The sequence below is a fragment of the Rhizobium sp. BK376 genome, from assembly GCF_004341625.1.
Taxonomy (GTDB): domain Bacteria; phylum Pseudomonadota; class Alphaproteobacteria; order Rhizobiales; family Rhizobiaceae; genus Rhizobium.
In genome coordinates this window covers 125,567-142,566 of the sequence record NZ_SLZG01000003.1, presented here as the reverse complement: position 1 = coordinate 142,566, position 17,000 = coordinate 125,567, and the positions used below count along the sequence as shown (strand labels likewise).

The 17,000-nt window shown below is 60.4% G+C and carries 20 protein-coding genes; 13 read left to right on the top strand and 7 right to left on the bottom strand.

Annotated elements, in window-relative coordinates; translation table 11 throughout:
* Positions 1 to 8 precede the first annotated feature (8 nt).
* From EV561_RS09080 to guaA, 3 genes are all read left to right on the top strand, one after another.
* Complete coding sequence (locus EV561_RS09080; protein WP_132520360.1) at positions 9 to 458, top strand: PaaI family thioesterase; 450 nt, start codon at positions 9 to 11, stop codon at positions 456 to 458.
* Positions 455 to 1,096 carry a 5'-methylthioadenosine/S-adenosylhomocysteine nucleosidase gene (locus EV561_RS09075; RefSeq protein ID WP_132520357.1) on the top strand — a complete coding sequence of 214 codons (642 nt, stop codon included), beginning with the start codon at positions 455 to 457 and terminating at the stop codon, positions 1,094 to 1,096. Before EV561_RS09080 ends, EV561_RS09075 begins: the two co-directional genes overlap by 4 nt.
* Positions 1,097 to 1,227: 131 nt before the next feature.
* A complete protein-coding gene (gene guaA, locus EV561_RS09070; RefSeq protein ID WP_132520354.1) occupies positions 1,228 to 2,790 on the top strand; it encodes a glutamine-hydrolyzing GMP synthase in 1,563 nt (520 codons plus the stop codon).
* Positions 2,791 to 3,015: 225 nt separating this feature from the next.
* Here the strand turns inward: guaA and EV561_RS09065 are convergent, their stop codons facing one another.
* Genes EV561_RS09065 through EV561_RS09060 form a run of 3 tightly spaced genes read right to left on the bottom strand, consistent with a single transcriptional unit; the run spans position 3,016 to position 4,804 of the window.
* The gene (locus EV561_RS09065) at positions 3,016 to 3,777 is read right to left on the bottom strand and encodes an NAD(P)-binding domain-containing protein (protein ID WP_165927780.1); all 762 of its coding nucleotides are present in this window, start codon (positions 3,775 to 3,777) and stop codon (positions 3,016 to 3,018) included.
* Positions 3,774 to 4,064 carry a hypothetical protein gene (locus EV561_RS37110; protein ID WP_165927779.1) on the bottom strand — a complete coding sequence of 97 codons (291 nt, stop codon included), beginning with the start codon at positions 4,062 to 4,064 and terminating at the stop codon, positions 3,774 to 3,776. The genes EV561_RS09065 and EV561_RS37110 overlap by 4 nt, the downstream gene beginning before the upstream one ends.
* Positions 4,061 to 4,804, bottom strand: a complete 744-nt coding sequence (locus EV561_RS09060; RefSeq protein WP_245512649.1) for a DUF899 domain-containing protein — start codon at positions 4,802 to 4,804, stop codon at positions 4,061 to 4,063. The genes EV561_RS37110 and EV561_RS09060 overlap by 4 nt, the downstream gene beginning before the upstream one ends.
* A 330-nt stretch (positions 4,805 to 5,134) precedes the next feature.
* On the opposite strand from EV561_RS09060, the gene EV561_RS09055 reads away from it, so the two are divergent.
* Both EV561_RS09055 and EV561_RS09050 read left to right on the top strand, forming a co-directional pair.
* Positions 5,135 to 5,884: an SDR family NAD(P)-dependent oxidoreductase gene (locus tag EV561_RS09055; RefSeq protein WP_132520345.1), complete on the top strand. Its 750-nt coding sequence runs from the start codon at positions 5,135 to 5,137 to the stop codon at positions 5,882 to 5,884.
* Between the two features lie 4 nt (positions 5,885 to 5,888).
* Positions 5,889 to 6,791: a sigma-70 family RNA polymerase sigma factor gene (locus tag EV561_RS09050; protein WP_132520342.1), complete on the top strand. Its 903-nt coding sequence runs from the start codon at positions 5,889 to 5,891 to the stop codon at positions 6,789 to 6,791.
* 55 nt (positions 6,792 to 6,846) lie between these two features.
* Here the strand turns inward: EV561_RS09050 and EV561_RS09045 are convergent, their stop codons facing one another.
* The gene (locus EV561_RS09045; protein ID WP_132520339.1) at positions 6,847 to 7,530 is read right to left on the bottom strand and encodes an isoprenylcysteine carboxylmethyltransferase family protein; all 684 of its coding nucleotides are present in this window, start codon (positions 7,528 to 7,530) and stop codon (positions 6,847 to 6,849) included.
* Positions 7,531 to 7,617: 87 nt separating this feature from the next.
* Positions 7,618 to 8,529 carry a LysR family transcriptional regulator gene (locus EV561_RS09040; protein WP_132520336.1) on the bottom strand — a complete coding sequence of 304 codons (912 nt, stop codon included), beginning with the start codon at positions 8,527 to 8,529 and terminating at the stop codon, positions 7,618 to 7,620.
* An 84-nt stretch (positions 8,530 to 8,613) separates the two neighbouring features.
* Between EV561_RS09040 and EV561_RS09035 the strand changes: the two genes are divergently transcribed.
* Complete coding sequence (locus tag EV561_RS09035; protein WP_132520333.1) at positions 8,614 to 9,444, top strand: class I SAM-dependent methyltransferase; 831 nt, start codon at positions 8,614 to 8,616, stop codon at positions 9,442 to 9,444.
* An 11-nt stretch (positions 9,445 to 9,455) separates the two neighbouring features.
* Positions 9,456 to 9,980, top strand: a complete 525-nt coding sequence (locus EV561_RS09030; RefSeq protein ID WP_132520331.1) for a hypothetical protein — start codon at positions 9,456 to 9,458, stop codon at positions 9,978 to 9,980.
* A 73-nt stretch (positions 9,981 to 10,053) separates the two neighbouring features.
* Here the strand turns inward: EV561_RS09030 and EV561_RS09025 are convergent, their stop codons facing one another.
* Entirely contained in the window at positions 10,054 to 10,617 is a 564-nt protein-coding gene (locus EV561_RS09025) for a methylated-DNA--[protein]-cysteine S-methyltransferase (RefSeq protein WP_132520328.1), read from the bottom strand.
* Between the two features lie 178 nt (positions 10,618 to 10,795).
* On the opposite strand from EV561_RS09025, the gene EV561_RS09020 reads away from it, so the two are divergent.
* A complete protein-coding gene (locus tag EV561_RS09020) occupies positions 10,796 to 11,425 on the top strand; it encodes a 2'-5' RNA ligase family protein (RefSeq protein ID WP_132520325.1) in 630 nt (209 codons plus the stop codon).
* Positions 11,426 to 11,446: 21 nt separating this feature from the next.
* Here the strand turns inward: EV561_RS09020 and EV561_RS09015 are convergent, their stop codons facing one another.
* Positions 11,447 to 12,343 (bottom strand): LysR family transcriptional regulator, encoded by an 897-nt coding sequence (locus tag EV561_RS09015; RefSeq protein ID WP_245512635.1) that lies wholly within the window; start codon positions 12,341 to 12,343, stop codon positions 11,447 to 11,449.
* 60 nt (positions 12,344 to 12,403) lie between these two features.
* Between EV561_RS09015 and EV561_RS09010 the strand changes: the two genes are divergently transcribed.
* The 5 genes from EV561_RS09010 (at position 12,404) to ybaK (ending at position 16,957) form a co-directional block, all read left to right on the top strand.
* Positions 12,404 to 13,378: a quinone oxidoreductase gene (locus tag EV561_RS09010; protein ID WP_132520322.1), complete on the top strand. Its 975-nt coding sequence runs from the start codon at positions 12,404 to 12,406 to the stop codon at positions 13,376 to 13,378.
* Positions 13,379 to 13,731: 353 nt separating this feature from the next.
* Positions 13,732 to 14,889: an MFS transporter gene (locus EV561_RS09005; protein ID WP_132520319.1), complete on the top strand. Its 1,158-nt coding sequence runs from the start codon at positions 13,732 to 13,734 to the stop codon at positions 14,887 to 14,889.
* A 159-nt stretch (positions 14,890 to 15,048) separates the two neighbouring features.
* On the top strand, positions 15,049 to 16,110 hold the full coding sequence (locus EV561_RS09000; protein WP_132520316.1) for a succinylglutamate desuccinylase/aspartoacylase family protein: 1,062 nt from the start codon (positions 15,049 to 15,051) through the stop codon (positions 16,108 to 16,110).
* A gap of 7 nt (positions 16,111 to 16,117) precedes the next feature.
* Entirely contained in the window at positions 16,118 to 16,474 is a 357-nt protein-coding gene (locus tag EV561_RS08995; protein WP_132520313.1) for an ArsC family reductase, read from the top strand.
* A gap of 9 nt (positions 16,475 to 16,483) precedes the next feature.
* The gene (gene ybaK, locus EV561_RS08990) at positions 16,484 to 16,957 is read left to right on the top strand and encodes a Cys-tRNA(Pro) deacylase (protein ID WP_132520310.1); all 474 of its coding nucleotides are present in this window, start codon (positions 16,484 to 16,486) and stop codon (positions 16,955 to 16,957) included.
* The last annotated feature ends 43 nt before the right edge of the window (positions 16,958 to 17,000 follow it).

Sequence of the window (17,000 nt, the reverse complement as noted above, 5' to 3'; positions counted from 1 at the left end):
GACAGCAGATGATTGGCGACGAGAGCGGCGATTTCCGGCAGCGGATCCGACAGAGTTTTGAGCGGCAGGCGGCGATGGCGACCATCGGCGCGGAACTGACGCGCGTCGAGCACGGCATGATCGAGATCGAGATGCCGTTCGACGTCAAGCTGACGCAGCAGCATGGCATTCTACACGCGGGAATCATCTCCGCCGCGCTGGATTCGGCCTGCGGCTTTGCCGCCTATAGCGTGATCGACCCCGATGCATCGATCCTGACCATCGAATTCAAAGTCAATCTGATGTCGCCGGGACGCGGAGACCGTTTCCTGTTTCGCGGCGAAGTTACAAAGCCCGGCACGACGATCATCGTTGCCGACGGCCGGGCCTATGCCATTACCGACGGACCTGCAAAGCTCATCGCCTCGATGACTGGCACGATGATGGTCATTAGGGGAAGAGAGGGAATTACAGGATGAAATTCGAACTGAAATCCGTGGCGGGAAAATCGATCCTGTTCGTCATGGCGGCAGAGGCTGAATACGGCCCCTTCCTGCGCTCCAGGATCGACCCGCTGATGACTGGTGTCGGGCCGGTCGAGGCGGCGATTGTGTTGACCCGGGCGCTGACGCAGCTCGAAGCCCATGGCGATCTGCCAGATATGGTCGTCTCGCTCGGCTCGGCTGGCTCTGCACGGCTTGAGCAGACGGAGGTCTATCAGGTCAGCTCGGTCTCATACCGCGATATGGATGCCTCCCCTCTCGGTTTTGAAAAAGGCCGGACGCCGTTCCTCGATCTGCCTGCGATTATCGATCTGCCGCTCCGCATTCCGGGCGTGCCAGAAGCAAGCCTTTCCACCGGCGGGAATGTGATATCGGGCCTCGATGCCTATTCCAAGATTTCGGCCGACATGGTCGACATGGAAACCTTTGCGATCCTGCGCGCCTGCCAGCAATGGGAGCTGCCGCTGATCGGCCTGCGCGGCATTTCCGACGGTGTCGTCGAACTGCAGCATATTTCCGGCTGGACCGAATATCTGCATGTGGTCGATCGCAAGCTTTCCGACGCCATCGACAGCCTGTTCACCGCACTGGAAGACGGAGTATTCTGGTTCTGATCGGGCAGACGGTCGTTCTGCTGTTTTGCCCCGGCGAACATCCCGTTTGCCGGGACAATCGGGACAATAAAATCGGATTTCCGCCGTTTTGCCGGATTGCAAGGGAAAGCGCTTTTCTTTAAAGGCTCGCCATGACCCAGACAGCACATCCAGACACCGTCCTCATCGTCGATTTCGGCAGCCAGGTTACACAGCTCATCGCACGGCGCGTGCGCGAAGCGGGCGTCTATTGCGAGATCGTTCCCTTCCAATCCGCCGACGAAGGTTTTCGCCGCCTCAAGCCGAAGGCCGTGATTCTATCAGGCAGCCCGGCCTCGACGGTCGATGAGGGCTCGCCGCGGGCACCACAGATCATCTTCGAGAGCGGCGTTCCCGTTTTCGGCATCTGCTACGGCCAGCAGACCATGTGCATGCAGCTCGGCGGCAAGGTCGAGAGCGGCCACCACCGCGAATTCGGCCGCGCCTTCCTGGAAGTCGACAAGGACTGCGCCCTGTTCGAAGGCCTCTGGTGCTCGGGCACCCGCCATCAGGTCTGGATGAGCCACGGCGACCGCGTCACGGCACTGCCTGAAGGCTTCGAGATCGTCGCGACCTCTCCCAACGCGCCCTTCGCCTTCATCGCCGACGAGGCCCGCAAATATTACGGCGTGCAGTTCCACCCGGAAGTCGTGCACACGCCCGACGGCGCCAAGCTGATCAGCAATTTCATTCACAACATCGCCGGCCTGAAGGGCGACTGGACGATGTCGGCCTACCGCGCCAAGGCGGTGGAAGCGATCAAGAAGCAGGTCGGCGACAGCAAAGTCATCTGCGGCCTTTCCGGCGGCGTCGACAGCTCGGTTGCGGCACTGTTGATCCACGAGGCGGTCGGCGACCAGCTGACCTGCATCCTCGTCGACCACGGCTTGATGCGCAAGAACGAGGCGACCGATGTTGTCGCCATGTTCAAGGAACACTACAATCTGCATCTGGTGCATGTCGATGCATCCGACCTGTTCATCAATGCGCTGGAAGGCGAGAGCGATCCGGAAACCAAGCGCAAGACGATCGGCCGCCTGTTCATCGACGTCTTCGAAGCCGAGGCAAAGAAACTCGGCGGCGCCGATTTCCTGGCCCAGGGCACGCTCTACCCTGATGTCATCGAAAGCGTTTCCTTCTCCGGCGGCCCGTCGGTTACCATCAAGTCGCACCACAATGTCGGCGGCCTTCCCGAGCGGATGAACATGCAGCTGGTCGAGCCGCTGCGCGAACTCTTCAAGGACGAGGTGCGCGTGCTAGGCAAGGAGCTCGGCCTGCCCGACAGTTTCATCGGCCGCCACCCCTTCCCCGGCCCCGGCCTTGCCATCCGCTGCCCAGGCGGCATCACCCGCGAAAAGCTGGAGATTCTCCGCGAAGCCGATGCGATCTATCTCGACGAGATCCGCAAGGCTGGTCTCTACGACGCGATCTGGCAGGCGTTTGCCGTGCTGCTTCCTGTCCAGACCGTCGGCGTCATGGGCGACGGCCGCACCTACGAATTCGTCTGTGCCCTTCGCGCCGTCACCTCGGTGGATGGCATGACAGCGGACTTCTACCACTACGACATGGAATTCCTCGGCCGCGCCGCAACCCGCATCATCAACGAAGTCCGCGGCATCAACCGTGTGGTCTACGATGTGACGAGCAAGCCGCCGGGTACGATCGAGTGGGAATGAGGATCAGGTGCCAATGACGGATACGCTGGGATAGAACAGCGTATCCGTTGGCAACTGGGTGTATCGATAGGTGTCGATTGTCGCCGGTCTTTGGCTTCCTGACACGGCGACGTTAGCAGTTGACTAAAGCAATTCCAGCAAAAGTGTAACACGGTTTTGCGTTCGGAATTGCGTCAAATCAAAGAGATAGAACGTTTCCACGACTCGGAGAAAAGCGGGAATGGTCTAGAGAGGATTGAACGAGCGGTTCATTGTGATGATGGCGTCGTGGACATCGGCGTAGGCTGGGTTATTGGCGAATAGCTGGCCGTACTTTTCTCGCCATAGGGTGTCGCGTATCGTTTCCGCCTTACCTTTGACCGCAGCAGCGATCCCCCGCAGAGTCGTCTCTGCGTCATAGTCACAACAATACGCCGGCGTCGAAGGCTGTTGCCGCCACGAATCCTGCAATAATCCACCGTCTACCGGATCAAATCCCATATCGTTTATGAGCTCCATAACAACGGATTTTCCCCGAGAATTATCGCCGGCCACAGGGATGGCCAACCGGTTGGAAGACCCCTCCAGCTTTCCAAACTCTGACAGAGCATAGAACATGATACTGTTAAACGCTTTGAAGATGGGGCGACCGAGTTGACGCGAAGTCCACACGCTTTCCGGCATGCCGTAATCGATCTCGGAAATACGGGCGTCACGCACATCGGGGTAGTAGTTTGACGTGTCAACTATGACGAGGTCATCCCGAGCCTGACTGAATAAATCTCCAGGTAACGTAGCCGCCACCGGGAATGCCATCGCGAGCAAGACGACGTCCGAATTGGCCACTGCGCCGTATATATCCGTCGCTTCCGCCCCAATAGCATCCGCGAACGGCTTAACCGCAGAAGGGCCTCGTGAGTTGGCGACTCGCACGGAGTGTCCCTTCTCCCGCCAGCGGCGGGCCAAGGTTCCACCCATTTCCCCCGTACCGATAACGCCGATTTTCATATCGTCGGCCTCCCTGTCTCGCGGCTCAATCGATTGCCGATCAGTTTCAGCCACGGAGCGGAATGGAACACGCTCATCAGCAGATACATCGACCCCATTCCCCCTAGCGAAAAAGGATCGGCGCCGCACATCATCTCCATGTTCCCGGCGGTCGGCAACGTGGTGATGATTGCCATGGCTGCAAAGGTCGGCGCGGCTGCGATCGGCAGCCACGTCGCGATCCGACATGTCAACGGATGGGGTATTTTCGATGCGCCCGTCGACCGGTCAATATAAGACTCGCTCATTCGTGCGAGCCTTTGTTCTGATTTCGGAACGCCGCCTCACCAACGTCCGACACCTCGACCCACTTGGCGTCGGGTGCCGCGCCGGCCTCGTAATTGTCGTTCCAATTCCACCACTTGTATGTCTGTGTCTGGGGATAGCCTTCCGGAGAGTCCTCCCAGACCTCCTGCCGCCCGAGTGGGGTGATGTCGAGATAGCTCCAGGTGGTACCCAAGGCTTCGTCACCGCGGTTGTTGGTGAAATAGGTGCGGAAAATCTGGTTGCCATCGCGGAAGAAGACATTGTGGCCGTGCCATTGGTCTACGCCGAAATCAATATCGAAGCTCCCCTCGAAGCTGTACCAGGGCATCTCCCAGCCCATCCGGGCCTTCAAACGTTCGATATCGGCCAGAGGTGCGCGGGAAGCGTATGCGAGGATGGTATCCCTCGCGTTCAGGTGGGCAAGATTTGAGACCTGATCTGCCCCGAGCGAGCAGCCGCGACAGGCGTGGTCCGGCCAGCCGTGAACGCCAGGCTCGAAGAAGGCGCGGTAGACGATCAACTGCCGACGGCCTTCGAACAAATCGAGGAGGCTCACCTTGCCTTGCGGTCCCTCGAATGCATAGTCCTTCTCGACTGCCATCCATGGCATACGACGGCGTTCCGCCGCCAGCGCATCGCGAGCGCGGGTCGACACTTTTTCCTTAACAAGCATTTCCCCCCACGCGGACGTCCACTCGTCCGGCGACACGATCGGGGGCATATTGGGACGTCTTCCCTTATTGGAGTCGTCTGCAGGTACAGTCCTGTCGTTGATGGTCATGGTCTTGCTCCAGTGATTACTCTCTCCAAGACGTTCAACGGGAGCAAAAAGAGTCAGGGATTTTTGCGCGCCGGCGAATAGACGCGAGGCGGCAGCGGGTGGCCCAAACATCTGGTTATGGGTTCTGCGACTATCGGGGCTTGCTTCGTCCCCGCATTCCCGGAGCTTGTGCCGATGAGATCTAACAAAGAGGCATCAAAAGAGCCGGGATCTGACTCTTTTCCGGCGCTTCGATCGTCTTGGCTTCATTGGAACATTGGAGCAAAGCAGATGAGCCTTAGAGATAAAAGCGCGGTTGTGACCGGTGGAAGCCGCGGCCTTGGACTGGGTTTGGTCGAAGCGCTTGTTGCCGAAGGCGCGAAAGTCACCGTGGTCGCCCGGGGAGCAGACGCACTCGAAGCCGTGAGAGCCCGTCTTGGGGTCGCAACTATCTCCGCCGACGTAACGGATCGCGCCGCCGCCAATCGCATCCTTGCCGATATCCGGCCGGATATCCTGGCGCTCAATGCCGGTGTGACGCCGCGGATGGGGCGATTGGATCAACTGAGCTGGGAGGACTTTTCCGTGGCTTGGGAAACGGATGTGAAAGCGGGCCTGTTCTGGCTTCAGGCAGCTCTCAATCTTCCGCTGAAGCCTGGAAGCAGGATTCTGGTCGGCTCGAGTGGCGCCGCGGTGACCGGTTCGCAGATGTCGGGCGGTTATGGCGGCTCGAAGAAGATGCTGTGGTTCATGACGAAATATGCGAACGGCGTTTCGCGGGAATTGAACCTCGGCATTCGTTTTCAGGCTATCGTGCCGCGGCAGATGATTTTGGGAACCGGAACAGGCGATGTGGCCGCCGGCGCCTATGCAGGCTCGATGGGAATTACGCCGGAGCAATTCGTCGCCCGATTTGGCGCTCCGATGCCACCTCGACAATTCGGCGACCGGGTGATTTCTGTTCTGGAAGATCCACAATATGCCGATGGCATCGTCTTCGGCCTTAACGGCGACGCCGGCGTGACTGTAATGGAGGGGTGACGGCTTGACCAACGGCGAACAGTCTTCGAAAGCCGATCGACGGGCTGAGCTTCTCGCCCTGGCTGGAGAGTTGCGGCCCGAGCTTCACCGCTATTGTTCACGTCTCGTGGGTTCGGTCATCGAGGGCGAGGACGTCGTGCAGGATACGCTTGCCAAGGCATTCCTCGCCCTTGATGGACTGACGGAAACGCCGCAACTTCGCCCCTGGCTTTTTCGGATCGCCCATAACCGCGCCTTGGATATGCTGCGCAGCAAAGCCATCCGAGCCGCGGAGCCGATAGAGGCAGCACATGATGTCGTCGACCAGGCAAGCCCCGATCCCGTGGAGATATTGATGCGTCAGGAAGCGGTGAAGACAGCGGTATCGCGCTTTACGGAGCTTCCGGTTCTCCAGCGCAGCGTGATTGTCCTGAAAGACGTCCTGGATGAGCCGCTCGCCGATATCGCTTCACTCCTTGATCTCACAATCGACTCCGTCAAGGCGCATCTTGCACGCGGTCGCGCCCGTCTTCGCGCGATAAACGAGAAAGCGTCTCCGCTTCCCGAAATCAAATCGTCCTCCGCCGCGGTGGAGCGTTATGTCGCTCTGTTCAATCGGGGGGACTGGAACGGCCTGCGCGCGATGCTGGCGGATGATGTGAAATTGAATCAATCGACGCATCCCGTTCGAACAGGCTCGGCGGATGTTGGAATGTTCTTCAGCATCTATGCGAAGATCGGCGACGTATGGCTTCAGCCCGCCTGGCTGGAGCGACGTGAGGTCATCGCGGTATTTGACAGCCGCCTCGCCGCCAAGCCGAGCTATTTCATGTGGCTGGAATGGCACGGAAGCGAGATCACCTTCATCCATGACTATAAATATGTCCGCTACGTCATGGAGGGTGCGGAACTGACAATCTCACCCTAGGTTGCTGGGTTCCACGGAGTTCTGTTCGTCGCCATGCCCAAGCAGGCAGGCCGTATCACCAGATGAATGGAACCAGGCGCCAGCGCACCTGGCGGGCATATTCATCATAGCCTTCGAGACCCGTCCGCAGCGTCCGCTCCTCGATGCCGATCCGGATGCCGAACAAGAGGGCCAGCAACGGGACCGTCACCAGCCCCCACCACGATCCGAGCACAAGAGAAGTACCGGCGACGTAGAAGAGTGCGCCGAAATACATGGGATGGCGGACGATGGCATAGGGGCCTGTCGTGATAACCGCCTGCCCGCGGTCTTTTTGTATCTTTACGACGGGTGCTGCGAAGCTGTTTGTGCGCATCGTCCAATAGATGAACAAGAGTGCGGCCATGAGGACGCCGGCCCCTGCCCATTGCACGGTGGGCGGCATCATGGACCAATGCCAGCGCGCAGCATCCGCCGCCATGAAGGCCATCCCTCCGAATATGAGGAGCAGGAGCGGGACGATAATCAACTTGTCCGCGAGTGGCTGGTCCTTCTGTACAGGCGGCTTCAGGCGCTCTCTGAGCAGACCCGGATCGACGCGCATTATATCCAGCCCAAAAACGACTGACACGACGATCATTCCACCGAGATAGAGCCAGCCGCCGGCGTAGTCTAGCGTGCCCGCGGCAGCGAAAATGATCGCGCCCATGAGGCCGAACCAGACAATCGTCTGGACGAGAAGATTTAGAACGAGACCCATTTCCAACCTTTCCCGTCGGAGCCGTTGATTCCTCTGCGCGGCGATTACCGTCGCCGGAATTCGGCTGCTCACTAAGGGCACAGCGTATCAAGTACCCCTATATTTGACGTGCTCGATGAAGGCACGCAGCTTGGGCAAGACCTGGCGTATCCCCGAATGATAGAGAAAAATTCCCGGCGTTTTGACGGCAAAGGGGGCGAGCAGCGCTTGCAACCGGCCGTCAGCAAGCGGCGCTTCGGCAAGCGGGGCCGGCACCTGCGCAAGCCCCACACCACGGATCGCCGCGCCGAGGAGTGCGGGGTAGTCGTGGGCGATTAGCGGCCCGGAAAGGATTGCCTCGACCGCCCTGTTGCCATCCACAAAAGGCCAGGGCGCGATCGACCCATCCGAGCGGCGCATGCGCAGGCAGGCGTGTCCGCGCAGATCGTCGATGCGTTCCGGCCGCTTTCGCTGATCGAGGTAATCGGGGCTGGCGACGACGACTAAAGGAAGAGGCGGCGTCAACCGCACCGCGACCATGTCGGCGGCGATAAACTGACCCATCCGGATGCCGGCATCAAAGCCCTCCGCCGCCAGATCGACCAGTTCCCCACTTGCGGCAATCTCCACCTCGACCTCAGGATAGAGCCGGCAGAAGGATGCGATCAGCGGTTCCAGCAGGATCGGCACGACGGCGGGAGGCACCGAGAGGCGCAACAGTCCGGTCGGCCGCTGCCCGAGGTCACGCGCGACTTCGCTTGCGGCGACAAGCTCCTCGAAGGCTGGCTTTGCGCGTGAAAGGAAACGCTCGCCGGCTTCGGTCAGGCCGACGCTGCGGGTCGTGCGGATGAAGAGCGCTGCGCCGACGCGCGCCTCAAGCGTGCGCACTGCCTGGCTGATGGCAGATGGCGTTACTCCGAGTTCCGCGGCCGCTTTGCGAAAATTGCGGTGCCCGGCAACGCTCAGGAACGCTTCTACGCCATCGAGCGCGCCCTGTCTGACTGTGAAGTTATGCTTCATGGCTCGTCGACATTATCGCGAATAGTCGCTCACAGGAAGCAGTTGTAAACATGGCCTGACCGGAAACCTGAAAGGAATTTTGCGATGACCGACATAGCAGACGGCGTCCGCGACCACTATCTCGCGAACGGCCTGACCGAGCGGCTGAAGACGGCGCTCAGCGTTCTAGGGCCGGAGGATCAGCGGCTTACGCCTGAACAACTTGCGAGCCTTGATCAGTTTCACACGCTCGGTCTTGCCGCAACCGCCGGGCTTGCCAAATTGGCCGGGATTTCCGCCGACATGTCGGTTCTCGATGTCGGTTCCGGCATCGGCGGGCCGGCGCGCTTTCTCGCCGCGACCTATGGCTGCCGCGTGACCGGCATCGACCTTAGCAAACCATTCGTCGACGCCGCGCGCTATCTGACCGAGCGGACAGGATCGAGCGGGCAGGTGACGTTCGAGACAGGGAGTGCGCTTGAACTTCCATTTGAAGCCGGTCGTTTCGACGTCGTACTGCTGCAGCATGTGGCGATGAACATCGCCGACCGTGCGGGGCTCTACAGTGAGATCAGGCGCGTGCTGAAATTGGGCGGCCGCTTCGCGACCTTCGATGTCGTGTCGAAAAAGGGCGAGCCGCATTATCCCGTTCCCTGGGCGCGCACGCCTGACATCAGTTTCCTGATGACTGCTAACACGACCCGCGAGGCGATCGAACAGGCCGGTTTCCACATGTTGGCTTTTCAGGATGACAGCGAGGCCGCAAAGGCTTGGTTCACAGCTTTGCGCGCGTCGGGGGCGCCGCCTTCGCCAAATCTGGGCGTGGTGATGGGACCCGACTTCGCGCAGCTCTCCTTCAACCTCGGACGAAATCTGCTCGAAGACCGCCTTGGTATCCTGACTGCGGTGTTCGAGGCCGCGTCAACCAACAGCTGACAGGAGGAGACATGTCCCCGGCGATCATCTTCCAGATACATCTCGTTTTGGGTTACGTGCCATGGCTGCTTTGCTTCGGCACCTATGCCTGGCCCCGGCTCAAGGCGATGAACCGGGTGGATGCGCAACGCGCCATCGCGACGCTGCACAGCTTCCGCTTCTTCGGGCTCGTCTTCATCGTTCCCGGCGTCATCGGCCCCAACCTGCCCGCGGGCTTTGCTGGTTTCGCGGCCTATGGCGACTTTGCGACAGGGCTGCTCGCGATGCTGGCGCTTTTCATGGTCAGGATGGGTCCGCTCTTCTGGCTGTTCGTCGTCGCCTTCAATCTCGTCGGCGCGGCCGATATCATCATCGACTACTATCACGGCATCCAGTTCGGCCTTCCCGAACTTGCGGGGGAGTTGGGCGCCACCTACGCAATCCCGATCCTCTACGTGCCCCTGCTGATGATCACGCATTTCGCAGCATTCTATTTGCTCATGCGTCCGCAGGCGAAAGCAGCCAAGGCACTCGCCGGCAATGTGATGGCCTCCTAGGCTTCCGTAAACGGCAAGTTCGCCGGGAGCAGAGAGCAAGCGAGCGGTGCGTGATGTCGCGCGCCGCTAGCCGTTAGAAGCCGAGAGATTGCTGGACCGGCTCCTGAGATCCCACATGGACGCCTTCGAGTACAAGCATTCGCGCCTTAGAGACCGAGCCCCCGGGCGCTGAAAAGCCACCGATCTTGCCGCCGGCTGCAAGGACGCGGTGGCAGGGAATGATCAGGGCCACGGGATTTTTGGCCATGGCCTGGCCGACATCGCGGGCAGCCTCAGGACCGGCGCCGAGTTCTTTCGCCAGGGCTCCATAGGTCGTCGTATGCCCCCATCCGATCCGGCGGGCTGCAGCGTAGATCTGTTTGAAGAAATCGTCCTGGCCATCGAGATCGAGAGTGATGGCCGAGAAATCCGTTTCTTCACCGGCGAAGTAGCGCTTTACCGCGGCTATTGCTTCGGCCACTTCAGCGGTGGGATTGCCGCGCTCGGCATCCGGCAGGCGGCGCAACATCAGGCGTTCCGTGCTGTCAGCGCTTTTCGTCGGCAGCTGAAATCGCGTTACGCCGACATCGTTCCAGGCGATCGCGCAGTAACCGCCCTCGGTTGCGAAGACATGATAGTGATGTGTTGGGTGAGCCATAACGCGGCCTCCATTTTTTCATTTGCCTTCAACATCGTGCGTTGGCGCTGCTGTTTCAACCCGATTCTTGCGCCTCCGGTCATGCATTGGCAAGTATTCTGTTCACTTTTTGTTCTTGAACTAGGACTCTTTTCACGTTAGTCTTATTCATCCTTTCATCATTCGGAGGCGAGGCTGCATGAGGCAGCCTCGAAAAGCGATGGGTTCTGCGTCAACACAGCTACCTCTTGATCTTCAAACCATGCAGCGGTGGCATCGAGTCACCCCTAGGAATGGTCAACCGGCATACTTCATTGCCATTTTGCCTGGCTTTGAGATCGCTCAGAAAGCCACCCTTATTGCGGATGGCTTACATCGAGAGCATGCTTTTTATAGAGGCCCGCGCCCAGCGGGCCTCCTGCATCTGACGACATGTGGAATAGGTGGCTACGAGGAATCACCCGAAGAAATCGCCGTCGCCATCAGTGAAGCTATTAAGGACATTCATATGGAGCCGTTCACATTGGTTCTGGATTGTCTGATGACCTACGATACGCCGACGAAACATGTCGTGCTCTGTGGCGAAAAGGGCCAAACTCAATTTCGGCTGCTCCATATCAAGCTCGTGAAGGCGCTTCGCCTCGCCGGTTTTTACGCAGCGCTCGATTGTGGATGCCAGCCGCACATGACCTTGTTCTATCGGGGGAAGGATATCGGCAAGAGACGATTGCCTGATCCCTTCGTGATCCAAGCGAGCCAAATATTCCTCGTGCAGAGCCATATCGGCGAAGGGCGGCATGACCATTTTGGCCCTTGGCCGTTGCACTAGATCGAGGGCGAAAGCAATCTTTCACTCCCTTATCTGACATGCCTTCCCAACGATCTCGCTTAAGAAATCCATGACGCTGCGGATCGCTGGCGACCGCCTCAGATCAGGATAGGTCACAAGCCACAGATCCCGTGCGGGAGAAGGAACGGCGGTCGGCAGGCGAACGAAGACGGGATCTGCGTCGCCCAGAAAAACGGGAAGTGCCACGACGCCGAGACCCGCACGTGCCGCCTCCTGCTGGCCGAAGACATCACCGGCGCGAAAGACGATTTGGCGGCCGGCAAGCAGGCTGTTCAGCCATGCCTGCTGCGTCAAGTGATCCAGCCTCAAATCATAGCCGATGAAGCTCCAGCTTTCAGGCGGCTGAGCGGCAACCTTCGGCAAGGCATAGAGACCGAAGCGCATCGTCCCGATGCGGCGAACCAGGAGGTCGGCCTCTTCGGGGCGTGTCATGCGCACGGCGATCTCCGCTTCGCCGCGATCCAGCGCCGCGGCCTCGGTCGATCCAGACAGCGTCAAGGTGATATCGGGGTGGCGCCGCCGAAAATCGGGAATATTGGGCGCAACCAGGCGTGCGGCAATCGACGGAGGCGCGCTCACCCGGATTGCCGAGGCGGGCTTGGCAGCGGCACCTCTGGAATAGCGGCGGATCGCCTCCACTTTCTCCTCGATTTCCATGGCGAGTTCGGCAATCGCCCGGCCATCCGATGTGAGGGGAGAACTCCGTGGCAAGCGATCGACGAGGCGCAAATCCAGGGCACGCTCCAACGCTGCGATGCGGCGACCGACCGTTGCGTGATCGACGCCGAGGGTGCGCGCAGCCGCCGACAACGAACCGGTGCGGGCGAGCACGACGAAATGAAGAAGGTCCTGCCAATCGATCATCGGTGCATTATTGCACAGGTAAAGTGAATACATACCGAATTTATTCCGGTTGCGCTTTGTGATCCTCTCCTTCCCAGAAAAAGGAGAAAGCCCATGTCACTCGCCGTCATTCTCACTGCGCCAGGCGCGCCCGATGTTCTCAAGCCCGCCGATGTTTCGGTGCCCGCACCGGGGCCCGGCGAGGTCCGGATCCGCCAGAGCACGATCGGCGTCAATTTCGTCGATATCTATTACCGCAAGGGTCTCTACCCCATGCCATCGGGCCACGATGTGCTGGCGCTCGAGGGCGCGGGTGTCGTCGAGGCGATCGGTGCCGATGTGACCGACCTCAAGATCGGAGACCGTGTTGCCTATACCGGTCATCCGCTGGGCGGCTATGCTGAAGTGCGGACCCTGCCTGCATCGCGCCTTATTCGCCTGCCCGATGGCGTCAGCGAACGTGTCGCCGGAAGTTCGATGCTGCGCGGCCTCACCGCCCATATGCTGCTCCACAAGATCCATCGCCTCAATGCCGGCGAATGGGTTCTCGTTCATGCGGCAGCCGGAGGCCTCGGCCAGCTCGTCACACGATGGGCAAAAAGCATGGGTGGCCGGGTGATCGGCACTGTCGGCTCCGAGGCCAAGATGGCGATTGCGAAAGAGGCGGGTGCCGATGCAGTCCTTCTCCATACGGCATCGGACTGGGCTGAGGAGGCGCGGCGCCTCGCGGATGGCAAGGGCGCGCATCTTGCCGTCGATGGTATTGGCGGAGAGATGCTTTCGAAGACACTCGGAACCGTGCGCCCCTTCGGCGTGGTCGCCAGCCTTGGCCAGCCGGCAGGCCCGATTCCGCCCATTCGCGTCGAGGAGCTGAGCGCGCCCCGCGTCATCGGCCTGGCGCGTCCGAGCGTGCTTGCCTATGCCAACGATCCCGATCTTTATCGCCAGGGCGCCACGGACCTGTTTGCCGCGCTGCAATCGGGCCTGATCAATCCGATCGGTGCGGAATATCCGCTCGAAGAGGCTGCGAAGGCACATGAGGATCTCGAAGCCGGCCGCACGACCGGCAGCGTGATCCTGACGGCTTAGCGGGGGATTGATAGGCCCCGGACGTGTCGTCTTGTCGACGGCGGCACGTCGCTTGCCGCTGTCACGATAATTTATTGCTGCAGAGCAGCAATTTGATTGACGAGCTTAGCAATCGGCTGTTATCCGCATTTCAGTGACTTTGCGTATTCATCCGGATATGCCGCGTCATCACCATCCTGAACGGCAGCAAATTCCGGCACATGAAGCGCCGGTGGATGATGTCGTGCTTACCCTTTCAGCGGCCTCGAGCCGATCGCCTGATCCCCGTCGCGCTATCACCGATCTGCCCTGGCAAAGCAGCAGCATGGACATCGCTCGTCGATGTCCGGCGACCAGATCTTGTGAAAACAGCCATGCAATCCACCTTTTCGCTCCTGTCCATCGTCGCGTTGACCTTTTTCGGCTATCTCGCGATCGGTCTGCCCCTTGCCGTACTTCCGACCTATGTGGATACCGGGCTCGGCTTCGGCGTGGTCTGGGCGGGCATTGCGATCAGCACGCAATATGTGGCGACGATCGTCAGCCGCGCCCAGGTCGGGCGTCTTACGGATCGCCACGGGCCGAAATATTCCGTAACGCTCGGCTTCTTTGCCTATATCCTCTGCGGCATCCTCACGCTGCTTTCGGCACTGGTCACGTCCATGCCGGCTCTGAGCCTTGCCCTTCTGCTTGCCGGCCGGCTTGCGCTCGGCGTCGGCGAGAGCTGGGTCAGCACCGCGGCGATCACCTGGGCGATCGGGCTTTTCGGCCAGAAGGACACGGTCCGCATCATTTCCTGGAACGGCATTGCGACCTATGGCGGCATCTCGCTGGCAGCACCCTTTGGCGCGTGGCTGGAAGGCCAGTTCGGTTTCGTTGCCACAGGCGTAGTCACAATTCTGCTTGCGATTGCGGGTCTGCTCGTGGCGCGGACGCGGCCGACAGTGCCCGGCATCAGCAAGAAGGGCATGGGGACAGGACAGGTCTTCACGCGGATCGCCCCGTTCGGCACGGCTATGGCCCTTGCCTCCTGCGGCTTCGGCGTGATCATGACGTTCATCGCGCTGTACTTTCATAGCCGCAACTGGGACGGCGCACCCTTTGCGCTCAGCGCCTTCGGTCTCGCCTTCATGGGTATCCGCATATGGCTTGCCCGCGTGGTTGCCCGCTATGGCGGCCTGCCGGTGGCGCGTCTTTCGCTAATTCTCGAGGTCATCGGCCTCGTCACCCTCGCCTGCGCGCCCAATCCGATCATAGCCATTGTCGGCGCAGCACTTGCCGGCGCCGGCTTCGCGCCGGTCTTTCCGGCGCTCGGCAACGAGGCTATGGCTCAGATCCCGCCGCAAAACCGCGGCGTCGCACTTGGCCTTTACTCGGTGTTCCTCGATGTGGCGCTGGGTGCGACCGGGCCTCTTGCGGGTCTCTTTGCCGCCCATCTCGGCTATGCCTCCCCTTTCTTCCTCGGCATCGGGGCGGTCCTTCTCAGCCTCGCCTTGAGTTTTAACCTGCGCAAGGGCGGCGGCACGCTCTGAGAAACGTGCCCTGCCTGGTGAGACCAACAGTGAGGTGGGTGCTCATCCGCCCTTCCAAGGCGTGGGCCTGATCCGTTTGGCCCGCATAAGTCATTGCCTACCCCTCTTTGTGCTTGCTATGAGCGTGACCGCAGCATGCGGCAAGGCAGGAGAGAAGAGATGGACATCACCGAAATCGTCGTCGAAGGGGATACACCCGGCATTTCGTGGCGACTGCCTGTGTTTCATTTCAAGGGATCGGCGCCCGGGACTCCGAAGATCTACATTCAGGCGGCCCTGCATGCCAACGAGCTGCCAGGCACAGCGCTTCTTCACTTTCTCTGCCAGAAGCTACAGCAAGCGGATGCTGGCGGCACGATCCTCGGCGACATAACCGTCGTGCCGCAAGCCAATCCGATCGGCGCGGGCCAGTGGCTTTTCGGCGGAATGGAAGGTCGCTTCGATCTCGGCACGCGGACGAACTTCAACCGCGACTTTCCGCTGATTTCCATCCGCGACCGCGACAGCCTCGTCGAAGGCCTCGATCGCTATCGCGCACCTGACAGGCTGAAGCGCCAGCTGATCCATATGGCGCTCGGGGCAGATCTGGTTCTCGACCTCCATTGCGACGACGAGGCCCTGCAATATGCCTATATCGACGAGGCATTCTGGCCCGAAGCATCCGACCTTGCGGCAGCGCTCGACATGGACGCCGTGCTGCTTTCGGATGGCGAGAGTTCCGCTTTCGAAGAGGCCGTGAGCTTTGCCTGGAAATATGCCGTTCCCGGCGAGAAGAGGACACATTTCAGCGACAAGCTGTCGGTGACCGTCGAGTTGCGCGGCCAGCGCGATGTTTACCCCGACATGGCGCGATCGGATGCGGAAGGCCTGTGGCGCTTCCTTGCCGCACGCGGCATTGTACTTGATGACACTGCCCAGCTCTCCGAATTCACAGGCCCCGCCGCGCCGCTCGACAACATCGAGATGATCCGCGCGCCGCAGTCTGGCATCGTCTTGTTCCATCGCACGATCGGCGAGCGCGTGGCAGCGGGCGACCTGCTTGCAACGATCATCACCAGGCCCGGCATGGCCGATGGATCAATCGATATCCATGCGCCGCAGGCGGGCCTGATCGTCACCCGCATCTCTGACCGGCTCGTGCATCGGCGCGGCGACCTGATGAAGATCGCCAGCGACAAGCCGAGCGCTGCGGGACGCAAACCCGGCACATTGGAGGATTGAGAACACGATGACGGTCACGATCTACGGCATCAAGAATTGCGACACGATGAAGAAGGCACGCAGCTGGCTTGAAGAGCACGACATCGACTATCGCTTCCATGACTACAAGGCCGAGGGCATCGACAGGGCGCATCTCGATCGCTGGACCAGCGAAGCCGGATGGGAAACAGTGCTCAATCGTGCCGGCACGACCTTTCGCAAGCTGCCAGACGAGGAGCGCACCGACCTGACCAGGGAGAAGGCGATCGCGCTGATGCTGGCCCAGCCCTCCATGATCAAGCGACCGGTGTTGGAGAAGGACGGCGAACTCCTGGTTGGGTTCAAGCCGGAGATCTACAGTGGCGTACTTATTGGAAATGCATAGAGGGTTGCCATGTCCAAAACCACCCGTGCGACGCAGGTTCTGACCCAAGCCAAAGTCAGCTTCACCGTTCACGCCTACGACTACGACCCCAATGCCGAACGTGTCGGCCTGCAGGCGGCGGAAGCGCTCGGCGAGGAACCGCATCGTGTCCTGAAGACGCTGATGGCTGAGGTCGATGGGAAACCCGTCTGCTGCGTCGTCCCCTCGGACCACGAAGTGAGCATGAAGAAGCTTGCCGGCGCCTTTGGTGGCAAGTCGGCCAATATGATGAAGCCTGCCGATGCCGAGCGGCTGACGGGCTATCACGTCGGTGGAATCAGCCCTTTCGGCCAGAAGAAGGTGGTGCCGACCGCAATCGAGGAAGCGGCGATGAGCGAGGCCTATGTCTTCATCAATGGCGGCCAGCGCGGCCTGCAGGTTCGGCTCGATCCGAAGGATGCGCTGAAGGTCCTGAAAGCGAAAGCTGCGCCGCTGATCGCTTAAGCCGGAAGCACCTTCAATTTCGCCGCAAAGGGGACTAAGTCTT